Origin of the sequence: Weissella soli (genome assembly GCF_001761545.1) — a bacterium.
Taxonomy (GTDB): Bacteria; Bacillota; Bacilli; order Lactobacillales; family Lactobacillaceae; genus Weissella; species Weissella soli.
In genome coordinates, this window is record NZ_CP017326.1 from 16,206 (window position 1) to 36,227 (window position 20,022).

Annotated in this window: 17 protein-coding genes and 5 tRNA genes; 17 read left to right on the forward strand and 5 right to left on the reverse strand. The window is 43.2% G+C overall.

The annotated features are described in order from the left end of the window. Nucleotides 1-93 precede the first annotated feature (93 nt). The 5 genes from WSWS_RS00095 to WSWS_RS00115 all read right to left on the reverse strand — a co-directional run bounded on the left by WSWS_RS00095 (nucleotide 94) and on the right by WSWS_RS00115 (nucleotide 1,427). Nucleotides 94-165, reverse strand: a tRNA-Gln gene (locus tag WSWS_RS00095). 10 nt (nucleotides 166-175) lie between these two features. Further along, nucleotides 176-258: transfer RNA gene (locus WSWS_RS00100), tRNA-Tyr, on the reverse strand. 128 nt (nucleotides 259-386) lie between these two features. Continuing rightward, nucleotides 387-458: transfer RNA gene (locus WSWS_RS00105), tRNA-Gln, on the reverse strand. 10 nt (nucleotides 459-468) lie between these two features. After that, nucleotides 469-551: transfer RNA gene (locus WSWS_RS00110), tRNA-Tyr, on the reverse strand. Nucleotides 552-614: 63 nt separating this feature from the next. After that, nucleotides 615-1,427: a metallophosphoesterase gene (locus WSWS_RS00115; RefSeq protein WP_070229355.1), complete on the reverse strand. Its 813-nt coding sequence runs from the start codon at nucleotides 1,425-1,427 to the stop codon at nucleotides 615-617. 227 nt (nucleotides 1,428-1,654) lie between these two features. On the opposite strand from WSWS_RS00115, the gene WSWS_RS00120 reads away from it, so the two are divergent. The 17 genes from WSWS_RS00120 (at nucleotide 1,655) to thiD (ending at nucleotide 19,920) form a co-directional block, all read left to right on the forward strand. Beyond that, nucleotides 1,655-3,049: a peptide MFS transporter gene (locus WSWS_RS00120; protein ID WP_210726314.1), complete on the forward strand. Its 1,395-nt coding sequence runs from the start codon at nucleotides 1,655-1,657 to the stop codon at nucleotides 3,047-3,049. A gap of 52 nt (nucleotides 3,050-3,101) precedes the next feature. Then, a tRNA-Gln gene (locus tag WSWS_RS00125) sits at nucleotides 3,102-3,173 on the forward strand. Nucleotides 3,174-3,284: 111 nt separating this feature from the next. Further along, a complete protein-coding gene (locus WSWS_RS00130; RefSeq protein ID WP_070229357.1) occupies nucleotides 3,285-3,998 on the forward strand; it encodes a DUF975 family protein in 714 nt (237 codons plus the stop codon). Nucleotides 3,999-4,150: 152 nt separating this feature from the next. Further along, on the forward strand, nucleotides 4,151-5,008 hold the full coding sequence (locus WSWS_RS00135) for a hypothetical protein (RefSeq protein WP_070229358.1): 858 nt from the start codon (nucleotides 4,151-4,153) through the stop codon (nucleotides 5,006-5,008). Next, entirely contained in the window at nucleotides 5,005-5,475 is a 471-nt protein-coding gene (locus WSWS_RS00140) for a SprT family protein (RefSeq protein WP_070229359.1), read from the forward strand. The genes WSWS_RS00135 and WSWS_RS00140 overlap by 4 nt, the downstream gene beginning before the upstream one ends. Before the next feature lie 154 nt (nucleotides 5,476-5,629). Then, nucleotides 5,630-7,516, forward strand: coding sequence for an acyltransferase family protein (locus WSWS_RS00145; protein WP_070229360.1), 1,887 nt, complete (start codon nucleotides 5,630-5,632; stop codon nucleotides 7,514-7,516). Nucleotides 7,517-7,613: 97 nt separating this feature from the next. Beyond that, nucleotides 7,614-9,245 (forward strand): ABC-F family ATP-binding cassette domain-containing protein, encoded by a 1,632-nt coding sequence (locus tag WSWS_RS00150; protein ID WP_070229361.1) that lies wholly within the window; start codon nucleotides 7,614-7,616, stop codon nucleotides 9,243-9,245. Nucleotides 9,246-9,367: 122 nt separating this feature from the next. Then, nucleotides 9,368-10,708, forward strand: coding sequence for an MATE family efflux transporter (locus WSWS_RS00155; RefSeq protein WP_070229362.1), 1,341 nt, complete (start codon nucleotides 9,368-9,370; stop codon nucleotides 10,706-10,708). Nucleotides 10,709-10,863: 155 nt separating this feature from the next. Next, complete coding sequence (locus tag WSWS_RS00160; protein WP_070229363.1) at nucleotides 10,864-11,934, forward strand: GNAT family N-acetyltransferase; 1,071 nt, start codon at nucleotides 10,864-10,866, stop codon at nucleotides 11,932-11,934. Then, nucleotides 11,935-12,075: a hypothetical protein gene (locus WSWS_RS08145; RefSeq protein ID WP_164699406.1), complete on the forward strand. Its 141-nt coding sequence runs from the start codon at nucleotides 11,935-11,937 to the stop codon at nucleotides 12,073-12,075. A 93-nt stretch (nucleotides 12,076-12,168) separates the two neighbouring features. Continuing rightward, complete coding sequence (locus WSWS_RS00165; protein ID WP_070229364.1) at nucleotides 12,169-12,675, forward strand: aminoacyl-tRNA deacylase; 507 nt, start codon at nucleotides 12,169-12,171, stop codon at nucleotides 12,673-12,675. Next, nucleotides 12,668-13,375 (forward strand): hypothetical protein, encoded by a 708-nt coding sequence (locus tag WSWS_RS00170; RefSeq protein ID WP_114981349.1) that lies wholly within the window; start codon nucleotides 12,668-12,670, stop codon nucleotides 13,373-13,375. The genes WSWS_RS00165 and WSWS_RS00170 overlap by 8 nt, the downstream gene beginning before the upstream one ends. 17 nt (nucleotides 13,376-13,392) lie before the next feature. Continuing rightward, a complete protein-coding gene (locus tag WSWS_RS00175) occupies nucleotides 13,393-14,070 on the forward strand; it encodes an HD domain-containing protein (protein ID WP_070229366.1) in 678 nt (225 codons plus the stop codon). A gap of 16 nt (nucleotides 14,071-14,086) precedes the next feature. Further along, nucleotides 14,087-15,475, forward strand: coding sequence for an MDR family MFS transporter (locus tag WSWS_RS00180; RefSeq protein ID WP_070229367.1), 1,389 nt, complete (start codon nucleotides 14,087-14,089; stop codon nucleotides 15,473-15,475). Nucleotides 15,476-15,574: 99 nt separating this feature from the next. Then, nucleotides 15,575-16,306: a GntR family transcriptional regulator gene (locus tag WSWS_RS00185; protein WP_070229368.1), complete on the forward strand. Its 732-nt coding sequence runs from the start codon at nucleotides 15,575-15,577 to the stop codon at nucleotides 16,304-16,306. A 179-nt stretch (nucleotides 16,307-16,485) separates the two neighbouring features. After that, a complete protein-coding gene (locus WSWS_RS00190; RefSeq protein ID WP_070229369.1) occupies nucleotides 16,486-18,939 on the forward strand; it encodes a phosphoketolase family protein in 2,454 nt (817 codons plus the stop codon). A gap of 171 nt (nucleotides 18,940-19,110) precedes the next feature. Further along, nucleotides 19,111-19,920 carry a bifunctional hydroxymethylpyrimidine kinase/phosphomethylpyrimidine kinase gene (gene thiD, locus WSWS_RS00195; RefSeq protein ID WP_070229370.1) on the forward strand — a complete coding sequence of 270 codons (810 nt, stop codon included), beginning with the start codon at nucleotides 19,111-19,113 and terminating at the stop codon, nucleotides 19,918-19,920. The last annotated feature ends 102 nt before the right edge of the window (nucleotides 19,921-20,022 follow it).

Below are 20,022 nucleotides of genomic sequence, written 5' to 3' on the forward strand. Positions count from 1 at the left end.
CGGGTAGGTGTGTAGCCTACTCGATTTTTTTGTTACTGTACAATACAAAATAAAAACGCCAGAACAAATGTTCTGACGTTTTTATTTTCATAGCTGGGGTAGTAGGATTCGAACCTACGCTACAAGGTACCAAAAACCTCTGCCTTACCACTTGGCTATACCCCAATAATGAAGATGGGAGCTATAGGATTCGAACCTATGAACCCGAAGGAATGGATTTACAGTCCACCGCGTTTAACCAGACTTCGCTAAACTCCCGCAACAACTTTTATATAATACCAAATTGATCGAGGTTGTGCAACCCCTTAATTTGGAAAATAATTAGATGATAGATTAACAATAAAATAAAAGCCAGCAACGATGAAATCGTCATTGACTCTTAAAAGCTGGGGTAGTAGGATTCGAACCTACGCTACAAGGTACCAAAAACCTCTGCCTTACCACTTGGCTATACCCCAATAATGAAGATGGGAGCTATAGGATTCGAACCTATGAACCCGAAGGAATGGATTTACAGTCCACCGCGTTTAACCAGACTTCGCTAAACTCCCATGATTGATATTAAATGATGAAGCATTGTCGCTTCAACAAGATAATAATATACAGAAATTCTATCAATCTGTCAACACCATAATTGAAAGTTTATTTATCCATGATTGGATGAAGGTATCCGCCGTCCATTCTGTTAGCCGGTGATGATTATAACCGACGCTGACATTTTGATAAGTAATCGCATCTTTAACGCGCACGGGCACCGTAAAATGGGTGTGGCCATAAATTACTTTTTTGATGACAGGATACTGTTTAAACAATTCGCCATAACGTTTTGAACCCATGACGCCATTAATCATTAGCCAACGGGGATCATCAGCCGGATAGGCTAAATCATCCCCAATAGGTGCAAAATGTTGGAGAATGATGGTTTTTTTGGTTGCTTTTGCTAAAGCTGTTTCGATTTGGTGCAGTGATAGGTCCGTTCGTTCAAGGTCTGACATCGGCTGTTGAATCACACGGTCGAAATACAAACCCCGTTTAAAAACAGCCACATCTTCCTTGCGCGGACCGGAGGCAAAGCTATAATCATACCAACCATTATTGGCAATAACCTGCCAGTGATCGTTGATGGGTACAATTTGATTGTGAATATAGTGGGGATTAGGATTATTTTCAAGTTCAGCAAAAGTCACATGACGCCCCATGTCATGATTACCGGCAATAAAATAAACAGTTGTATGGTGCCCCAGTTGTGCTTGAAGTTGTTCAACAAAGGCAGTTGATTTTAGGAAGTCGTTGAATAAATCGCCACCGATGTAGTATTGTTCAATTGCATTGGTGAGTAGAAATTCGGTTTGGGCAGCGATGACGGCGGGTAAATCTTGTTTGTTAATGTCAAAATGGTTATCACTCGAAAAGGCAATTTTTGTCATACGGATTCTCCTTGAGGATAGGATAACAAAAAAATTGACTAAATGCCTATCATATAGGGAAAAGTTGAATGTATACTAGATTTAGCGTAAGATTATGTGTGATATTTATCGTCTGAGGTCAGGTCGCCTAATGCATTGCTGTATTAGTGTGGCGGACCTGTTAGGAGTGTTTTGTGGAACAAGATAAAAAGTTTCTCGGTCAGCCGCGCGGGTTAGCGACACTATTTATGACTGAAATGTGGGAGCGCTTTTCATACTATGGTATGCGAGCTATCTTGCTTTATTACATGTGGTACTTGATTAGTACCGGTGATTTGCATATTACACGGGCGGTGGCGGCCTCGATCATGGCCATTTATGCCTCGATGGTTTATCTTAGCGGCGCCGTGGGTGGTTACATTGCTGACCGTATCTTGGGCGCGCGCAAGACTGTCTTTTATGGCGGTGTGCTGATCATGCTTGGCCATATGTTATTGGCATTGCCATTTGGATCACCAGCGTTGTTCGCCTCGATGTTTTTGATCATTTTAGGCACTGGATTATTAAAACCGAATGTCTCTTCTTTGGTTGGAACACTGTATAAAACAGGGGATAATGCGCGTGACGCTGGATTTTCGATTTTTGTATTTGGCATTAATCTCGGCGCATTCCTGGCACCATTAATTGTTGGGGCAACGCAGGAAAGGTTTGGCTATCATTTAGCCTTTAGCTTGGCAGCATTTGGTATGCTAATTGGGTTAATTCAATATCATTTTGGGAGTAAAAAAAATCTTCATGAAGATTCGCTTTATCCCAATGATCCGCTGCAAACCGAAGAAATTCGTCCTTTGATTTTAAAGGTGCTCATTGGGTTCATCATTTTAGTGCTCGTTATTATCTTGATGATTTTAATGGGATGGACCGATATCCAGGCATATATTAACTTAATGACGGTGATCGCGGTTTTGGTACCGTTGGGATACTTTGTCCAAATTATTACATCACCCAAAATTGATGCCATTGAACGATCACGAGTAGTAGCTTACATTCCGTTGTTCTTGGCGGCGGTCTTGTTCTGGGCAATTGAAGAACAAGGCTCAGTGGTCTTAGCAACGTTTGCAAAGACGCGTGTTGATACGACTCACTTTCCCGCCTCATGGTTTCAATCCTTGAATCCATTTTTCATTATGCTCTATACACCATTCTTTGCATGGCTATGGACGAAATGGACCAAAAACCAACCTTCATCCCCATTGAAGTTTTCAATCGGCTTGATGTTTGCGGGCGCATCATTTTTATTATTGACGTTGCCTGGGTTGTTGTTTGGGACCGCGGTGAAAGTTTCGCCAACGTGGCTAGTCGGTTCATGGGCGTTGGTGATTATTGGTGAAATGTTGATCTCACCAGTTGGCCTGAGTGCCACGACTAAACTAGCGCCGAAAGCGTACATGTCACAAATGATGTCGATGTGGTTTTTGTCGTCAGCGGTAGGCTCAGCATTAAATGCGCAATTTGTCGGTTTGTACACGGCTAACAATGAGGTGACCTATTTCGCAGCTTTTGGTGGGGTCGCCGTTCTGTTAGGAATTCTATTGGTGTTCCTGGCGCGGCCGGTGCATAAACTGATGCAAGGGGTTAATTAGTAATTGACAATTCAAGGCAGACTTTTTACAATGTTTTATTGTTAAAAGTCATTGGGGTATAGCCAAGTGGTAAGGCAGAGGTTTTTGGTACCTTGTAGCGTAGGTTCGAATCCTACTACCCCAGTTCTAAAAAGTCGTCCAATGCACATATTTGGACGACTTTTTCTGATATAATTGATTGTGTTGTGGATCGTGCTAATAATTTAGATTAGTGTACATATTAGGAGTAAATGGGATGAAAGATAATTATGATATAAGGTATCGTGGCTGGAAGCGCGTGAAAGGTAATTTCAAAACGAGCTTTTTGCTAACTTTGTTCATCTTTTTATTTACGTATATTATATTTGGTAGTAATGGCTTACATAATGGTGGCATCATGGTTGATGTTTTTTCAAATCAAGGGATTCGCACCCTGGTGAGTACTGGGATTTTTAGTGGCTTGATGAAGGAAGTTATCGTCGGTGTCTTTGGGTTAGGTACAGTGTGGGGCTTCATCAATTGGTCACGTGAACAAGCAACCCCAACGACCCCGGTTAAAGATAGCTTGCGTTTCTGGTATGGTGACACAGTTGTGGACACCATTGTCTTATTGGGTATGCGTTACTTATTTACCATCCTTTGGTCATTATTATTTTTGATACCAGGGGTGATCAAGAGTATTTCATACTCACAAGCAACCTATATTTATGCTGATGATGTCAAAAATGGTGTCAAAATTACATCAATGAATGAGTACATTACGCGTTCACGCGAATTGATGCGTGGTCATAAAATGCAATACTTCACTTTGAACTTAAGTTTTATAGGTTGGTGGTTGCTGATTGTTTTGACCTTTGGGTTAGCTGCAATTTGGGTATATCCGTATTACAGTGCCACGATGGCTGAATTTTACATGGAATTACGGCGTGAAAGCCTCTACGGTGGGCGTTCACGTGGACGTAGGGGTTAAAGTACGGATTTGATCAAAGCGGGCAAACCAGTTAGGTGAGCCCGCTTTTATATTAATGAGTAAAGCACAGTTATTCAGGGGCAGTCGATAGCTAGCTGGTACGGTTTGAAATGACAATTAGGTATACCATTAATTTTTAGAGGGAGAATATCATGGCTCAACGACGTCGAAAACAAGTAAATAATCATGGTGGCGTCCGTGTGGGGCGTGATTTTGATGCCGCCACAAGTGTGCAAACTGATGTTTCAATCCTAGACCTAAGAGCACCTGTGTTTCAGACATACGTTTCACCGGTACGTCATCAGAAAGTGTTGGTACAATTCAAGGAACATACAGAACAGGTCAGTCGGGGGACCTGGCAACAATTTGTCCAACAAGAGGTGCAAAAGGTCACTGATCCGCAGGTTGAATTAGTCACTGTACAGAGTAGTCGTGTTGATGAAGGTATCTTTGTTGTCATGGTGGGGCGTCAGACAGCGCAATTCAGGATTTTACGTATCGCAAGTGGACTGGCACAACATGAGTTGAAGTTTGATCAATTACAGACACAATTCTTGGCTGACGCAGCTGAAGTTGGTCAATGGACCCGCAAATGGATGACTAACCAAGGATTACAATCCTTTACTTTTCGACTGTACACGACTTTGAGATGGTGGCTACAGCCAACTGGGCAACAACTTGAACGCCATGGTAAACATTGGCTTGTAGTGCAAGGTGATCAATATCAGGCAGTTCATGATGAGGATACGCTTTGGCTTGATTTTGCATTGTCACAGAATTTACTGAGTGCACGCAATGAACCAGTACGAGTGACGGACCTAGGCATCGCCTTGGTGAATTATTTTGCTCGCTTTTATGAGGCCCAATTTGAACAACAATATGGGGGAAATGGTATCTGGCGGGAAGGGGATGTTTTAACACATCGTTCAGCGCAAACTGCTGCTAAGCTCCAGCCCAATATTAAACGCACCACGCATTTTCAATTGCCAAAGCGAAAGAAGCACATATGACAGACGAAGAATTACAAGGCTTAGTCGCGCGACAGTCGCGCAATTTTTTTGATAAGCCTTTTCAACATCGGGCCTACTTTAATGCTCGTCTACGGACCACGGGCGGTCGCTATCTGATAAAGTCGCATGATATTGAAATCAATCCACTAATGTTATCCGAATTTGATGAGACAACGCTCATTGGGGTGATTAAGCACGAATTAGTCCACTATCATAATCATTTGAGTGGTCGGCCTTATCAACATAAGGATGCAGCGTTCAAACTAGAATTGTTGCGCGTTGGTGGTTCACGTTTTGCACCACAGACATCGCAGACGCGTCGCCGAGCGACACATTATTTGGTGTATAAATGTACAAATGGCCATCAATTGTTACGGCAACGTCGTTTGGATGTTAACTGGTATGTCTGTGGTGAATGCGGTAGTAGGTTACTATTTGTAGGTGAATTGACACCTGCAAAAGCATGAATGATGGGTTGAAAAACATTGCAATGTTTTTAATTTGAAATGTTGTTGAAAAAATGTAATGTGTTTGTTAAACTATGGAATGCAGTAAACAGTTCAAGTGAACTGGAATAGGGTGTTGAATAAGGGATGATGAGTGAGTATTTGAGGGGAGACCATGGCTGACAGGATTGGTAATAAACGACGATATATTACAGGATTTGACGGATTACGTGCCATCGCTGTAATCGGGGTCATTATCTTCCATCTGTGGCCAAATGTCATGACCGGCGGATGGTTGGGTGTCCCTTTGTTTTTTGTGTTATCGGGTTACCTGATAACTGATATTTTAATTCAAGAATTTGAAAAGACGGGCACCATCCGTTTTGGTAGTTTTTATTTACGACGTGTGAAGCGCTTATATCCGGCGTTAGTGGTGATGTTATTAGCTACGGCCACGGCGATCGCATTTTTTGCGCGTCCTTTGTTATATAATCTGCGGGCTATTCTCGTGACTAATTTAACCTACGTCTACAACTTGTGGGCCACGGTTAATGGTGATTCCTATTTCGAGCAGTGGGGCAGCGCATCGCCATTTACCCACCTATGGTCGTTATCGATTGAAGGGCAGTTTTATCTGGTTTGGCCATTAATTGTGTGGTTATTGTTGAAATTAAAAGTGCCGCGCGTACGTGTTGCGCAAGGATTAATGGGCTTAGCGTTGATCTCGGCGCTGTTAATGGCCATTTATTATAATCCGACTAACATTAATCGTGCGTACTATGGCACAGACACACGGTTGTTTGCGCTATTGATTGGTACAGCATTGGCCTTTGTTTGGCCGTCAGCCAAATTAAATGGGCGCGCTAAGCGACAGACTAGGCGGTTGCTCAATTTGGCGGGGTTCTTGGCCATGGCCATGCTAGTGTTCTTATTTTTTACCTTAAATGGTGAATGGGCGGGTACCTACTATGGCGTGATGTTTTTAGCATCGCTCGATATTGCCGTGATTATTGGGGTGACGGCCCATCCGGCAACAGTGTTTAGTCACTGGTTAAATAACCGCCTATTGAACTATATCGGAACACGTTCCTATAGTATCTATCTCTATCAACTGCCAGTGTTTGTGTTTATCGATATCTGGACAAAGCATAATCATCACCTAGCAATCGGGTTATGGAAGATTGTGCTTGTGTTAATTTTGGCTGAATTGAGTTATCAATTCATTGAAAAGGTCTTCAAACGGTACTATGGTGTCGAAAATATCTTTAATTTTGATTCAGTCCGCATCTATACAGCCTTCGTGATGATGATGGCCGTGATGGCAACATCAGGTGTGTTGACACCCCAAGCGAGTGGTCCTAAGCCAACAACGAAGCTGGAACAGCGGTTGAAGCAGAATAAAAAATTATTAGCCGCACAAAACGCTAAGGCCTTGTCTGCACAGCAGGCTGGCAAAAAAGCGACGAGTCAGACTGAGGAAACAAGTAGTCAGTCCGCAAGTACCGCTAAAGGTGCGATTTCAATCGCGGGTGGCGCAACTTCAGCAGTCGCCCGTAAATATAATTTGACAGATACGCAATATCAGGCAGTCAAGTCTAAAACGGTGACTGCGATTGGTGACTCAGTGTTGCTAGACGCTGGTCCGAGCCTCCAAGAGCTGATGCCCAGTACGGTTGTAGATGGCCAAGTTGGTCGCCAGCCTAATGAGGCGGTGACGCTGGTCCAGCAAATGGCTGCCAAAGGGACTTTGGCCCAAAACTTGTTGATGGTGATTGGCACAAATGGCGCTATTTCTCCAGCACAAGTGCAGACAGTCATGGCTGCCGCTGGTAGTCAACGTCAAGTTTATTGGGTAGGTGTTGCGGCTGATCGCGCATGGATTAGTGGTAATAACAGTGTCTTGTTGGCTGCGCAAAAAAAATATGCTAACTTACATTTGATTGATTGGCCAGATGCAGCCAAGGCACATCCTGAATGGTTAGGGCCGGATAAAGTTCACCCTAACGTGCAAGGATCGATCCAATATACAAGCTTGATTGCACAAAAAATAGCTGAAAATTAGGCGAACCGAGGATGTTATTTTACATTCTCGGTTTTTTGCTGGCTTGAAAGTATGATAATATAGGGGTTAACATTAAAAATAACGAGGAAAACGATTCATGCTGACAGTATCAAATGTTTCAGTGGCCTTTTCAGGCAAGAAACTATATGACGACGTAAATTTAAAATTTACACCAGGTAATACATACGGAGTTATCGGTGCCAACGGTGCTGGTAAGTCAACATTCTTGAAGGTGTTGGAAGGTAAGCTTGCCCCAACGACTGGAACGGTATCGATGGATACAAACGAGCGTATGTCATCACTCGTCCAAAACCACTTTGCGTTCGATGAATTTACAGTTCTGGATACAGTCTTGCAAGGACACCAGGAATTATACGAAGTGAAGACTGAGATGGACGCCATTTATTTGCACGATCCATTTACAGATGAAGATGGGATTCAGGTTGGTGAATTATCAGCCCGTTTTGAAGAGCTTGATGGTTGGAATGCTGAAACTGAAGCTTTGCAATTATTGCGTAACGTTGGTATTTCTGATGCTGATACTTACTCATTGATGGGTGATCTACCAGAAACAACTAAAGTTAAGGTTTTGTTGGCGCAAGCATTGTTTGGTAGCCCTGACATTTTGATTTTGGACGAACCAACAAACGGGTTGGATACTAAGACGATTGCTTGGTTAGAAGACTTCTTGGCTGATTACCAAAACACAGTGATTGTAGTTTCCCATGATCGTCACTTCTTGAATGCCGTTTCAACAATGATCTTGGATGTTGATTTTGGTAAGATTAAGTTATTCGTGGGTAACTATGACTTCTGGAAGGAATCTTCAGAATTGGCTTTGCGTCTACAATCACAAGCTAATTCCAAGAAGGAAGAGCAAATTAAGCAATTGCAGGAGTTTATTGCACGTTTCTCAGCGAACGCCTCAAAGTCAAAGCAAGCGACTTCACGTAAGAAGCAATTGGATAAAATTACGCTTGATGATATTCGTCCATCAACCCGTAAGTATCCATATATTAAATTTGATATTCAACGTGAAATCGGAAATGATTTGTTGCGGGTTGAAGGTGTCTCAAAGACGATCGATGGTGTAAAGATTTTGGATAACATCACGTTCACCTTGTCACCAGATGATAAGACTTTGATTATGGCACAATCTGATGCCACAGCCACTGTATTATTGGATATCTTAGCCGGTCGTATTGAGCCAGATACTGGTACAGTTACCTGGGGTGTCACAACTTCACGTGATTACTTGGCAAAGGACATGGCTGAAAACTTCGAAAAGCCAGAAATGCAAATCTTGGACTTCTTGCGCGATTTCGCGTCAAAGGAAGAAAACGACAACACCTTCCTACGTGGATTGTTGGGCCGGATGTTGTTCAAGGGTGAAGATTCAGAAAAGTCATTGGATGTCTTATCTGGAGGAGAAAAGGTCCGGGTGATGTTGTCAAAGTTGATGCTAACCAAGGCCAATGTGTTGATTCTGGACGATCCAACTAACCACTTGGATTTGGAGTCGATCACGTCATTGAATGATGGATTGGTTGATTACAAGGGTTCTTTGATTTTCACATCACATGACCACACGTTCGCCCAAACAATTGCTAACCACGTGGTAGCTGTTTCTGACCAAGGGTCAATTGATCGTGCCGATATGACGTACGAACAATTCATGAACCACAAAGAAGTACAAAAGCAATTAGCTGATATGAACATCTTGCTTTAATCTGACGGCAAGTGTCATCAGAATTTGTAATAAGGATAAGTCTTTACGGATTTGTCCTTTTTATATTGGTTTGATTTGTTTATGATGAGTAGAGTGACTAATTTTAAGTGGAGTAATTAATTATGCAAGATTTAACGAAAGGCAATCCAACGAAATTAATTTTGATGTTCACCTTCCCAATCATTTTGGGTTATTTGATGCAGCAATTGTACAATTTCGTGGATACCCTGATTGTTGGGCAAACTTTAGGGGTCGACGCGCTCGCGGCTGTAGGTTCAACCGGGGCGATTATGTTTTTATCATTGGGCTTTGTTGGTGGGTTCAGTTCGGGGATGTCAATTATTACGGCGACACGTTTTGGTGCTAAGGACCTTGCTGGTGTCCGAAAGTCGTTTGGGCAAAGTATTTTAGCCTCAATTATTATTACGATTGGTTTAACGATCATCAGTTTGGTGGGCGTGCGGCCGTTATTAATCCTGATGCAAACCCCTCATGAAATTTTAGATATGGCGCACACGTTTATCGTGATCATCTTAGGTGGTGTCGCCACACAAATGGGATATAACGTCATATCGAATGCCATGCGTGCCGTGGGCAATAGTAATGCCCCCCTTTATCACCTAATTGTTGGGATGTTATTAAACATCGGGTTGGAATTTTTGTTCATTTTGGTGTTCCATTGGGGCGTAGCTGGGGCGGCGATTGCAACAGTGATTGCCTATGGCGTTTCAACGGTAACGAGTGTGTGGCATGTCTATAAATTTATCCCAACGCTACGCCTATCGCGTCAAGATTTAGTTTGGGATGGCGCTGAAATCCGGGCGCACTTAGCTGCGGGGTTGCCACTGGGGTTTCAGCAATCAATTATTGCGATTGGTTCGGTCACGTTACAAGCAGCTGTGAATTCGCTTGGCACCGACGCGGTGGCAGCGAATGCAGCGGCCAGTAAAGTCGACCAGTTAGTAGTCTTAGTATTGATGTCATTTGGGGTGACCATGGCAACATACGTGGCCCAAAATCATGGTGCTGGTCAGTACGATCGTATCTTAGTCGGTATGCGACAGACTCTCATGATGAGTATTGGTGTCGCCATCCTGCTAGGGATTGGTGAAGTCTTCGGCGGTCATTGGTTAGTACAACTGTTTGTTGACCAATCTGATCAGGCAGCCGGCAGTGTGATGAAGTTAGCGCAAATCTTCTTTTATGCGAACGGCCCCTTATATGCCATTTTGGCGGTATTATTTGTGTTACGCTATGCCATTCAAGGGTTAGGTGACACGCGTACCCCAACTTTGGCGGGGATTGGCGAGATGGTTGCGCGGACAGTGGCGGCTTTTGGGTTAGTCAGTGTCTTTGGCTTTTGGGGAGCTAGTTTTGCAAATCCGTTAGCTTGGACTGCATCGGTAGCCTTCCTGATTCCAGCATGGTTGCAATATGAACGCGAAATTAAAGCAAAAGCTTAAAATAATAAAGGTCAACGCGATGAGTGTTTGAACAAAACCCCGTCAGTTGGAATTTTCTCCGACTGACGGGTTTTTGTTCAGTTGCCTTTTTTTATTTTAAGACAATGTACGGTATAATCGTTACAGCGTAACGAATGGCGAAAGGAGCTCGAAATATGGAAAGTCAACGTTTTGATTTGTTTGAATCGGTAGTCGCACAGTTAAATTTGCATGATATTTTGCCGATTATTTCGGGTTCATTCGCACTAGAAATTATTTCTGGATACAATCTAAATGCCTATGTCACACCAATGATTATTGAAGATGAACAGTTTAACAACGCGGCGGCCCTTGAAGAGACGATGTATGGGTTGGGGTTTTCCCGCGCTGATGTTGTTGAACCAGTTTTTTTAATTGATCAACTAACGATTGTCTTTATTCCCAAAAGTTCTGTTGAAGAATTAATTGGCCATGAACTGCCGTCGATTTATAATTTTGTGCACACGATGCCGGATTATTTTGTTCTGAATACATACGACTTGTTTAATGTTTTTGCTGCCTTGATTGCTTCAACTGATCGTGATGAAGATAGCCGGCAAAGTGACGCGCAAAAATTACGATTTATGCAACAGTTGGGGTACATTTTTGACCGATATCCGGTGCGTCAATTATCAGCATCATCACTGTTGAATGAAATGGCATTTCATTTTGCCACACCGCAAGATTATACTGAAATTGACCAAGTGATTCGGCGTTCATTCGATGAAGCTACTTATAGTACACTCATTGAAGAACAACAAGTCCGGGCTCTTCGTATTGAGCAGCCAAATGGTCAGCTACCAATTGAGATTGTGATCAAATTTAATAACCAGATTATTGGTTATGGTATGTTGTCTGATGCGCAGGTGGCGGAAAACCGTGACGCGGGACGGATTGGTGTCTTGGGTCCGGTGGTCATCATTCCGGAATTTCGCGGGCGTGGCTTAGGGTGGCGCCTTGCCGAAGAACTCGAAGTGAGTGCCCGTTATGCCGGCTATGCCGCCGTAATCGTCATGGGATGGCCGAACTATTGGCGTCGGTTTGGCTATCACAGTCCGAATGAAATACCAACAACCTTACAGCCGCGTTTTAACATGGATCTGAATTATTTCATGGTGAAAGATCTATATCCAGGGGCCTTAATGAAAATGGACGGTGAGGTCACTTTTCCCAAAGCTTGGGGCTATAATCAAAATGAGGAAGAATAGATGGCGCATACTTTATTAGCAATTGTCGGATTGTTTGCAGCGGTGTCGTTGATTGTGCTCGGACGTGATTTACGTCGGATGCAGTATACGATTTACGGCTTGGTAATCGTCGCCCTGACAGGGTGGTATTGGTTTTCATAGTATTATGAAAAGGCTATCGGTTTTATGATGGCTTTTTTACTTACTGCCAGCATTTAAAAATTGGCCGTATTTAAATTGATAAGGAGACAAAACATGGCAAAAAAGCAACGTATTAAAAAGATTTTAGTTGAACAAATCCTAGATAAGGCCAAAATTCCATACGACAGTATTGTGCTAGAGGGTGGTATCAAGCATCAAGAGGGTGTGTTAGAGCAATATGGCTTGGCAGAACAGCAGATTTATAAGACTTTAGCGATGATCGGTAACGTCACTGGCCCGGTGATTGGCGTGGTGCCAACAACAACTCACTTAGATGAGAAAAAATTGGCTGCGGTATCAGGTAACAAAAAAGTGACTTTAATCCCAACGAAAGATCTCCAGAAAACGACCGGCTATGTCCATGGAGCCAATAACCCAGTGGGTATCTGGCAAACAAAAAAATTCCCCATTTATTTTGATAATGCCGCCAAGGAAATGGGCACAATTACGGTTTCAGGTGGCGAATTAGGTCGTTTAATTCGTGTGGATGCTCAGCAATTAGCCGAATTTGTGCACGGTGAATTTGCAGATATCCAAACTAAGGATGGCAATAGTGACTGACTTTAGCCAACTTCTTTTTGTCGTGATTGTGGCGTTATTGGGGATACCGGTCCTAGGTAGTGCGATGATATCGGTCTTGGTCGCCCACATTAATGGTCATTTGGGAACAAAATTAGGGGAAAATAGCTTAGTGATTTTTAGTGGACTAGGCACAATAGTCCATGAATTATCACATGCGGGGATGGCATTGCTGTTTGGCCATAAAATTGATGACATGCGGCTTTTGCAACGTCCCTTTGTGGGTGACCACGCAGGCCGCATGGGATATGTCTCACATGTATGGACCCCAGGTAATATTTATCAACAAATGGGTAATTTTTTTATTGGTATTGCCCCAGTATTTGGCATTAGTGGCGCGATAGCTCTCATCACCGAATGGTTATGGCCGGCATTATTTGACCTCGTGGACTTACGCTGGGATGTGTTTTTGACTGAACCGTGGTGGCGTATCGTCATCTGGGTGCTATTAACCGTGAATCTAGGATTGGGGATGCATCTCAGCCGTGCTGATTGGCGCGGCGCTTGGACTGGCGTAATGCTCTATATCAGTTTATTGGTCATTTTAGCTAGTATTTTAGCCATAATGGGCGTAGATTATATATTAATATCTCAGATGCTCCTTGTCCCCATCGTGCTGTTCTTTAGCATATTTATCGGGACCATTGGTGTTCTTTGGTTAATTGTCACCGTATTGATCTAAATAACAGGAGGCGCATTGTGCAGGAAAAGCAAGTAAAGCAAATTGAACGCATTTACGATTTTACTAAGTCGATTTTGGCAACTGATCAGACCGGCCACGGAATGGACCATATTGATCGTGTGCGACTACTCATCACACATCTCTTAAAGTCTGAACCAACTGCGGATGAATTTATTACATTAGCTGCAGGTATTTTGCATGATACTTACGATGATAAATTAACGGCAGATGTCGCTATTGCCAAACAAAACGTGGTGACTTTTTTGAATAAGATTGGTGTCACGACAGCACAAGCAAGTGAAATTTTTCAAATCATTGATAATATGTCCTGGAGTAAGCAACGATTTGGACAGCCGGAACCACTCACATTGGCCGGTCAAATTGTGCAAGATGCCGATCGGCTCGAAGCCATTGGAGCCATTGCAGTGGCGCGGGTGATTCAATACGGTGTGCAGGCTGGCCATGCTTTATACGACCCAACTATGCCACCACGTGAACTAAAAACTAAGGCGGAGTATCGAGATCCCACTGGTGAAACGATGATTAATCATTTTTATGAGAAACTCTTTTTATTAAAAGACTACTTGAATACCACCGAAGCCAAGCGGATCGGTGAAAAACGTGATCGGGTGATGCGGGCATTTGTGGCTGCTTTCGAGGATGAGTGGGCTAGTCGCGACTATTTATCAGAATAAAAAAATGGAGGTATGAATGGATACCCTGAGTAAACGAGATCGCAAGGTATTAATTATTTTAATTGCCGGTGTGTTCCTGGGATTTTTAAATCAAACGCTAATGAACACGGCCTTGCCAAGTATTATGACAGAATTTCATATTAGTACATCACTTGGACAATGGCTGATAAATGGTTACATGTTAGTTAACGGTGTCATGGTACCGTTAACAGCATTTTTAATTCAACGGCTCAAGACGCGGACACTGTACCTATGGGCGATGGCCATTTTTGCGCTGGGAACGTTGATTGCCGGATTTGCCCCTAATTATGGGGTTTTGATTGCTGGACGTGTGGTTCAATCCATTGGTTCCGGGGTCTTTGGTCCCTTGATGAACGTGGTGGTCATGAATTTGTTCGTCATTGAACGCCGTGGTTCAGCAATGGGAATCATTGGGTTGGCGTTAAATTTTGCGCCTACCATTGGACCAACCCTTTCTGGATTTATTGTGTCTAATTTTTCATGGCGCTGGCTCTTTTTGGGCGTGGCACCGCTGATCATTATTGATTTGATTTTAGCGTTTTTCTTGTTGCAAAATATTGGTGAACAAAAGTTTTTGAAGTTCAATTTCTTAGGTGTGATTCTATCTTCGATTGGTCTAGGTTCACTACTGTACGGCTTCTCTAATGCAGGTGACGGTTCATGGGCATCGCCGAATGTCTGGGGCTTCATTATTTTGGGAATGGCCGTGACGATGTTGTTTGTCTGGCAACAGACCCACAGTCATGTCCCGCTATTGAATTTCGATGTTTTCCGTTATCATAATTTCTGGGTGGCCACACTCATTAATGTGGTGTTGATGGCCGCGTTGTATGGTGGATCCTTGATGATGCCATTGTATATTCAAGATGTTAAAGGAGATTCAGCGCTGATTTCGGGGCTGGCCTTGATGCCAGGGGCCATTCTGACGGCGATACTTTCGCCAGCGAGTGGTAAATGGTATGACAGTTATGGGGTTCGTAAACTAGCCCCCTTGGGGATGTTAGTTGCGGCCATGGGGACGGTGGTTTTTGCCTTCATGTCAATCGATACGCCAATCTGGCTACCAGTTGCCGGGCAGATCCTACGAAACTTAGGCTTAGTAATGGTATTGATGCCAATGCAAACCGAAGCTTTCAATGCAGTGCCATTATCCTTGATGCCGGATGCATCAGCGGTCTTTACCACAATCCGTAATGTTGCTGCATCGTTTGGAACGGCGGCTATGATTACCATTTATAGTATTGTGACCAATCTGCATATTTCAGGTGGTATGGATGGTCGGGCTGCGCAAATGGAAGGTATTCGAATGGCTTATTGGGTGATGACCATTCTGATGTTGGTGATTTTGGCAATGACCTTTATGATTAACGATCGCAAAAATTAACAACGGGAAAATGGTTCTACCAATTTGATTTGGTGGGACCATTTTTGTGTTAGAATGTTTTATCAAAGATAAATAAGTAATTAGAGACGGGATGGTAACATGGCAGAAGAAGCGATTTATGTACGTATTATGGCAGATTTAGAAAAACGGATTAATGATAAAGAATTCGAAGATTTAAAATTACCGGATGAGCGTTCATTAGCGCTGGCTTATGATGTATCACGTAGTTCAATTAAACGGGCGTTGACTGTTCTGGCGTCACGAGGCATCATTTTCAAAAAACGTGGTTCAGGAACTTTTGTCAATCCATCATATTTAAAAAACCAAACAATGTTCCAATCAGAAGGCACCAACCTGGGTGTTTCTGATTCATTTCGCTTTAATGGCGAGGCACCGGCGATTAAATTATTGTCCGTTCAACGGTGGGCAGCCGATGATGAAACGCGCCGCGCCTTATTCTTGGAACGAGGCGAGGAAGTGTGGGCAGTGAAGCGGTTGCGCCGGCTTCAGGATCAGAATTTCATGATTGAGCGCGCTGTGATTCCCGTTAAAATTGTGCCCCTGATGAATGCCGATGATTTCAAACATTCCATTTTTCATTACACAGAATCAGTGACCAATAAGGCAGTTACGAAGTCATACATGACCGTCACTGTTGAACCATCTAATGCGGAGGATCGTGAATTATTGGATCTTTCAGAAAATGAACCGGTGGGAATTATGTCGGGTATTTTCTTTTTAGATGATGGGACGCCGTTTGAAGTTGGTACAATGCGAATTCATTATAAGTACATGCACTACAATTCATTTGTTTCGATGGAAGGTGAATGATATTCATCAAAGCTGAATTTTAGATTGAATGGGAAATTGGGCGGACCAAATTGGACCGCTCCAATTTGTCACTTTTTATTGTAAGTCAAAGGAAACTTTGGTATCATTATAGTGTCGTTAGGGGAATTGTCCTTTAACAGTAATATTAATTTCTCAATTTATAAGGAGATCTAATCAAAATGGCAGTAGATTTTGATTCAAAGGATTACCTTGCTAAGGTTGATGCTTGGTGGCGTGCTACCAACTACCTTTCAGCAGGTATGATTTTCTTGAAGAGCAACCCATTGTTCTCAGTTACTAATACACCTATCCAACCGGATGATGTTAAGATTAAGCCTATTGGACACTGGGGAACTATCTCAGGACAAACTTTCTTGTACGCTCATGCTAATCGTTTGATTAACAAGTACGGATTGCACATGTTCTACATCGGTGGTCCTGGTCACGGTGGACAAGTTATGGTTACGAACTCATACTTGGACGGATCATACACTGAAAACTACCCAGAAATCACTCAAGATATTGAGGGTATGTCAAAGTTGTTCAAGAAGTTCTCATTCCCTGGTGGAATTGGATCACACATGACTGCTCAAACTCCAGGTTCATTGCATGAAGGTGGAGAATTGGGTTACTCATTGTCACACGCAACTGGTGCTATCTTGGATAACCCTGATCAAATCGCCTTCACTGTTATCGGTGACGGTGAAGTTGAAACTGGTCCTGCAATGACTGCATGGCACTCAATCAAGTTCATTAACCCTAAGAACGATGGTGCTGTTTTGCCTATCTTGGACTTGAACGGATTTAAGATTTCAAACCCAACTATTTTCTCACGTATGTCAGACGAAGAAATCACAAAGTTCTTCGAAGGATTGGGATACTCACCTCGTTTCATCGAAAACGACGATATCCACGATTACATAGCATACCACGAGTTGTCAGCTAAGGTATTTGACAAGGCTATCGAAGATATCCAAGCCATCCAAAAGGCTGCCCGCGAAGAAGGTAAGTACGTCGATGGCACTGTTGCTCCATGGCCTGTAATTATCGCTCGTTTGCCAAAGGGTTGGGGTGGACCTACTCATGACGAGACTGGTGCTCCAATTGAAAACTCATTCCGTGCTCACCAAGTTCCACTTTCTTTGTCACAAAAGAAGTTGGGTACTTTGCCAGAATTTGAAGAGTGGATGAACTCATACAAGCCTGCAGAATTGTTCAACGCTGATGGTTCATTGAAGGAAGAGCTTGCAGAACTTGCCCCTAAGGGTGATTTCCGTATGGCATCTAACCCAGTGACTAACGGTGGCCGTGCCCGCGGTGAAGAAGCTAAGAACCTTGAATTGCCAGACTGGAAGTCATTTACTAATGACATCACTGTTGACAATCGTGGAACTGAATTGGCTGACTCATCACGCAACATGGACATGAACGTTTTGTCAACTTACTTCGCTGAAGTTTCAAAGTTGAACCCAACGTCATTCCGTATCTTCGGACCTGATGAGACGATGTCAAACCGTCTATGGTCAATGTTTGATGTCACTAACCGTCAATGGATGGAAGAAGTGAAGGAACCAAACGACCAATTCGAAGCTCATGAAGGTCGTATCTTGGACGCTCAATTGTCAGAGCATCAAGCTGAAGGTTGGTTGGAAGCTTACACTTTGACTGGTCGTGTTGGTGTGTTTGCATCATACGAGTCATTCTTGCGTGTTGTAGATTCAATGATCACTCAGCACTTCAAGTGGTTGCGTCACGCTTCAGAGCAATCATGGCGTAATGACTATCCATCACTTAACTTGATTTCAACGTCAACTGTCTTCCAACAAGATCACAACGGTTACACTCACCAAGATCCAGGAATGTTGACACACTTGGCTGAAAAGAAGGCTGACTTTATTCGTCAATACTTGCCAGCCGATGCTAACACATTGTTGGCTGTCTTCGACCGTGCCTTCAAGTCACGTCACAAGGTTAACCACATCGTTGCCTCAAAGCAACCTCGTCAACAATGGTTCTCAACTGAAGAAGCTGAAGTGTTGGCTAACGAAGGTTTGAAGGTTATCGACTGGGCATCAACTGCTCCTCAAGGTAAGGCAGATATCGTCTTCGCATCAGCTGGTGTTGAACCAACTATCGAAACTTTGGCAGCTTTGAACTTGGTTAACGCAGCCTTCCCAGAAGTTGCTATGCGTTATGTGAACGTTGTTGAATTGCAACGTTTGCAAAAGAAGCAAGGTGCTATGAACCAAGAACGCGAATTGTCAGATGACGAATTCAAGGCATTCTTTGGTGAAGATGGTACTCCTGTTGTCTTCGGATTCCACGGTTATGAAGATTTGATTGAATCATTCTTCTACGAGCGCGGACACAAGGGATTGCGTGTTCACGGTTACCGTGAAGATGGTGACATCACTACTACTTACGACATGCGTGTTTACTCACAATTGGATCGTTTCAACCAAGCTAAGGATGCTGTTGAAGCATTATTGGCAAACGGTGTAGTTGATGAAGCTAAGGCAGCTGTCTTCTTCAAGGAGATGGATGATATCTTGGCAAAGCACTTCGAAGTTACTCGTAACGAAGGTCGTGATATCGAAGAATTCACTGACTGGAAGTGGACTGCACTTAAGTAATCTACTGCCGTTGATTGCGTCTAAGTGAAGATAAAAGGCCTACGTGAGATTATTCTCGCGTAGGCCTTTTTTGTGTGTAAACAAAAGGGTATTTGTAATGAAATTAGTGTGAATGTGCACAGATAAAGCTTATAATGAAAGCTAAATTAGAAAACTTTCGAGGATTGATAAATGATCAATGAGTTTCCACAAGTCGTTACCATCGGTGGGTCAGACAGTGATGGTTCAGCTGGCATTCAAGCTGATTTGTATACTTTTTTCGCCCGCAAAACGCATGGTATGTCAATTTTGACCGCCGCAGTGGCGGGTAATTCATACGGGATTCACGCGGCCCATGCGTTACCATTAGACTTTATCGATGCCCAGTTTAAGGCGTTAAATGACGATTTTGAACTAAAGGCAGCTAAAACAGGGATGCTAGCCGATGCAACGTTAATTCATAACGTTGCTGAGAACCTGCAACGGGTCAATTTTGGTTACCTAGTAGTTGACCCTGTCATCTCGACTAAGCATGGCGCTACCTTGTTGGAGTTAGCAGCGGTGGACACACTTAAGGCAGAATTATTACCTCTGGCCGATGTCACCACCCCCAATTTTTATGAAGCCGAGATTTTAGCAAATATGCAGATCACAAGTCCAGCTGATCAAATGAGGGCTGCTGAAAGGATTCAACAGCTTGGTGTTAAAAATGTCATGGTCAAGGGACAGCATGGCATTGATGCCAATCAGGAGATGGTGCGTGATTACGTGTTATTAGCTGATGGTGAGGGTTTCTGGTTAGAAGGAAAGTTTGTGAATACGGACCACATTAATGGTACAGGCGATACATTATCTTCAATCATTGTCGCCGAACTTGCCAAAGGAAATTCAGTGAAGGCAGCCATTCAGCTGGCTAAGCAGTTGACATTAGCAGCGATTACCCACGAGATTGAGGTTGGTCATAAGTACGGTCCGATTAATCATTGGGCCGTGGCAGATTAGAGCTATTTATTCACACCACTTGGTTCAGAAAAATTTCGGAATTCAGCTGGTTTGAATTTTACCGTGTCAAGAATTAAATTGCAGCATCGTATCAGCGCATAT

Coding starts and splice junctions, on each gene's coding strand:
- WSWS_RS00140 (WP_070229359.1), top strand. CDS start 5,005: ATGACAGACGAAGAATTACAAGGCTTAGTCGCGCGACAGTCGCGCAAT.
- WSWS_RS00145 (WP_070229360.1), top strand. CDS start 5,630: ATGGCTGACAGGATTGGTAATAAACGACGATATATTACAGGATTTGAC.
- WSWS_RS00180 (WP_070229367.1), top strand. CDS start 14,087: ATGGATACCCTGAGTAAACGAGATCGCAAGGTATTAATTATTTTAATT.
- WSWS_RS00165 (WP_070229364.1), top strand. CDS start 12,169: ATGGCAAAAAAGCAACGTATTAAAAAGATTTTAGTTGAACAAATCCTA.
- WSWS_RS00120 (WP_210726314.1), top strand. CDS start 1,655: ATGACTGAAATGTGGGAGCGCTTTTCATACTATGGTATGCGAGCTATC.
- WSWS_RS00155 (WP_070229362.1), top strand. CDS start 9,368: ATGCAAGATTTAACGAAAGGCAATCCAACGAAATTAATTTTGATGTTC.
- WSWS_RS00135 (WP_070229358.1), top strand. CDS start 4,151: ATGGCTCAACGACGTCGAAAACAAGTAAATAATCATGGTGGCGTCCGT.
- thiD (WP_070229370.1), top strand. CDS start 19,111: ATGATCAATGAGTTTCCACAAGTCGTTACCATCGGTGGGTCAGACAGT.
- WSWS_RS00160 (WP_070229363.1), top strand. CDS start 10,864: ATGGAAAGTCAACGTTTTGATTTGTTTGAATCGGTAGTCGCACAGTTA.
- WSWS_RS00115 (WP_070229355.1), bottom strand. CDS start 1,427: ATGACAAAAATTGCCTTTTCGAGTGATAACCATTTTGACATTAACAAA.
- WSWS_RS00130 (WP_070229357.1), top strand. CDS start 3,285: ATGAAAGATAATTATGATATAAGGTATCGTGGCTGGAAGCGCGTGAAA.
- WSWS_RS00190 (WP_070229369.1), top strand. CDS start 16,486: ATGGCAGTAGATTTTGATTCAAAGGATTACCTTGCTAAGGTTGATGCT.
- WSWS_RS00185 (WP_070229368.1), top strand. CDS start 15,575: ATGGCAGAAGAAGCGATTTATGTACGTATTATGGCAGATTTAGAAAAA.
- WSWS_RS08145 (WP_164699406.1), top strand. CDS start 11,935: ATGGCGCATACTTTATTAGCAATTGTCGGATTGTTTGCAGCGGTGTCG.
- WSWS_RS00150 (WP_070229361.1), top strand. CDS start 7,614: ATGCTGACAGTATCAAATGTTTCAGTGGCCTTTTCAGGCAAGAAACTA.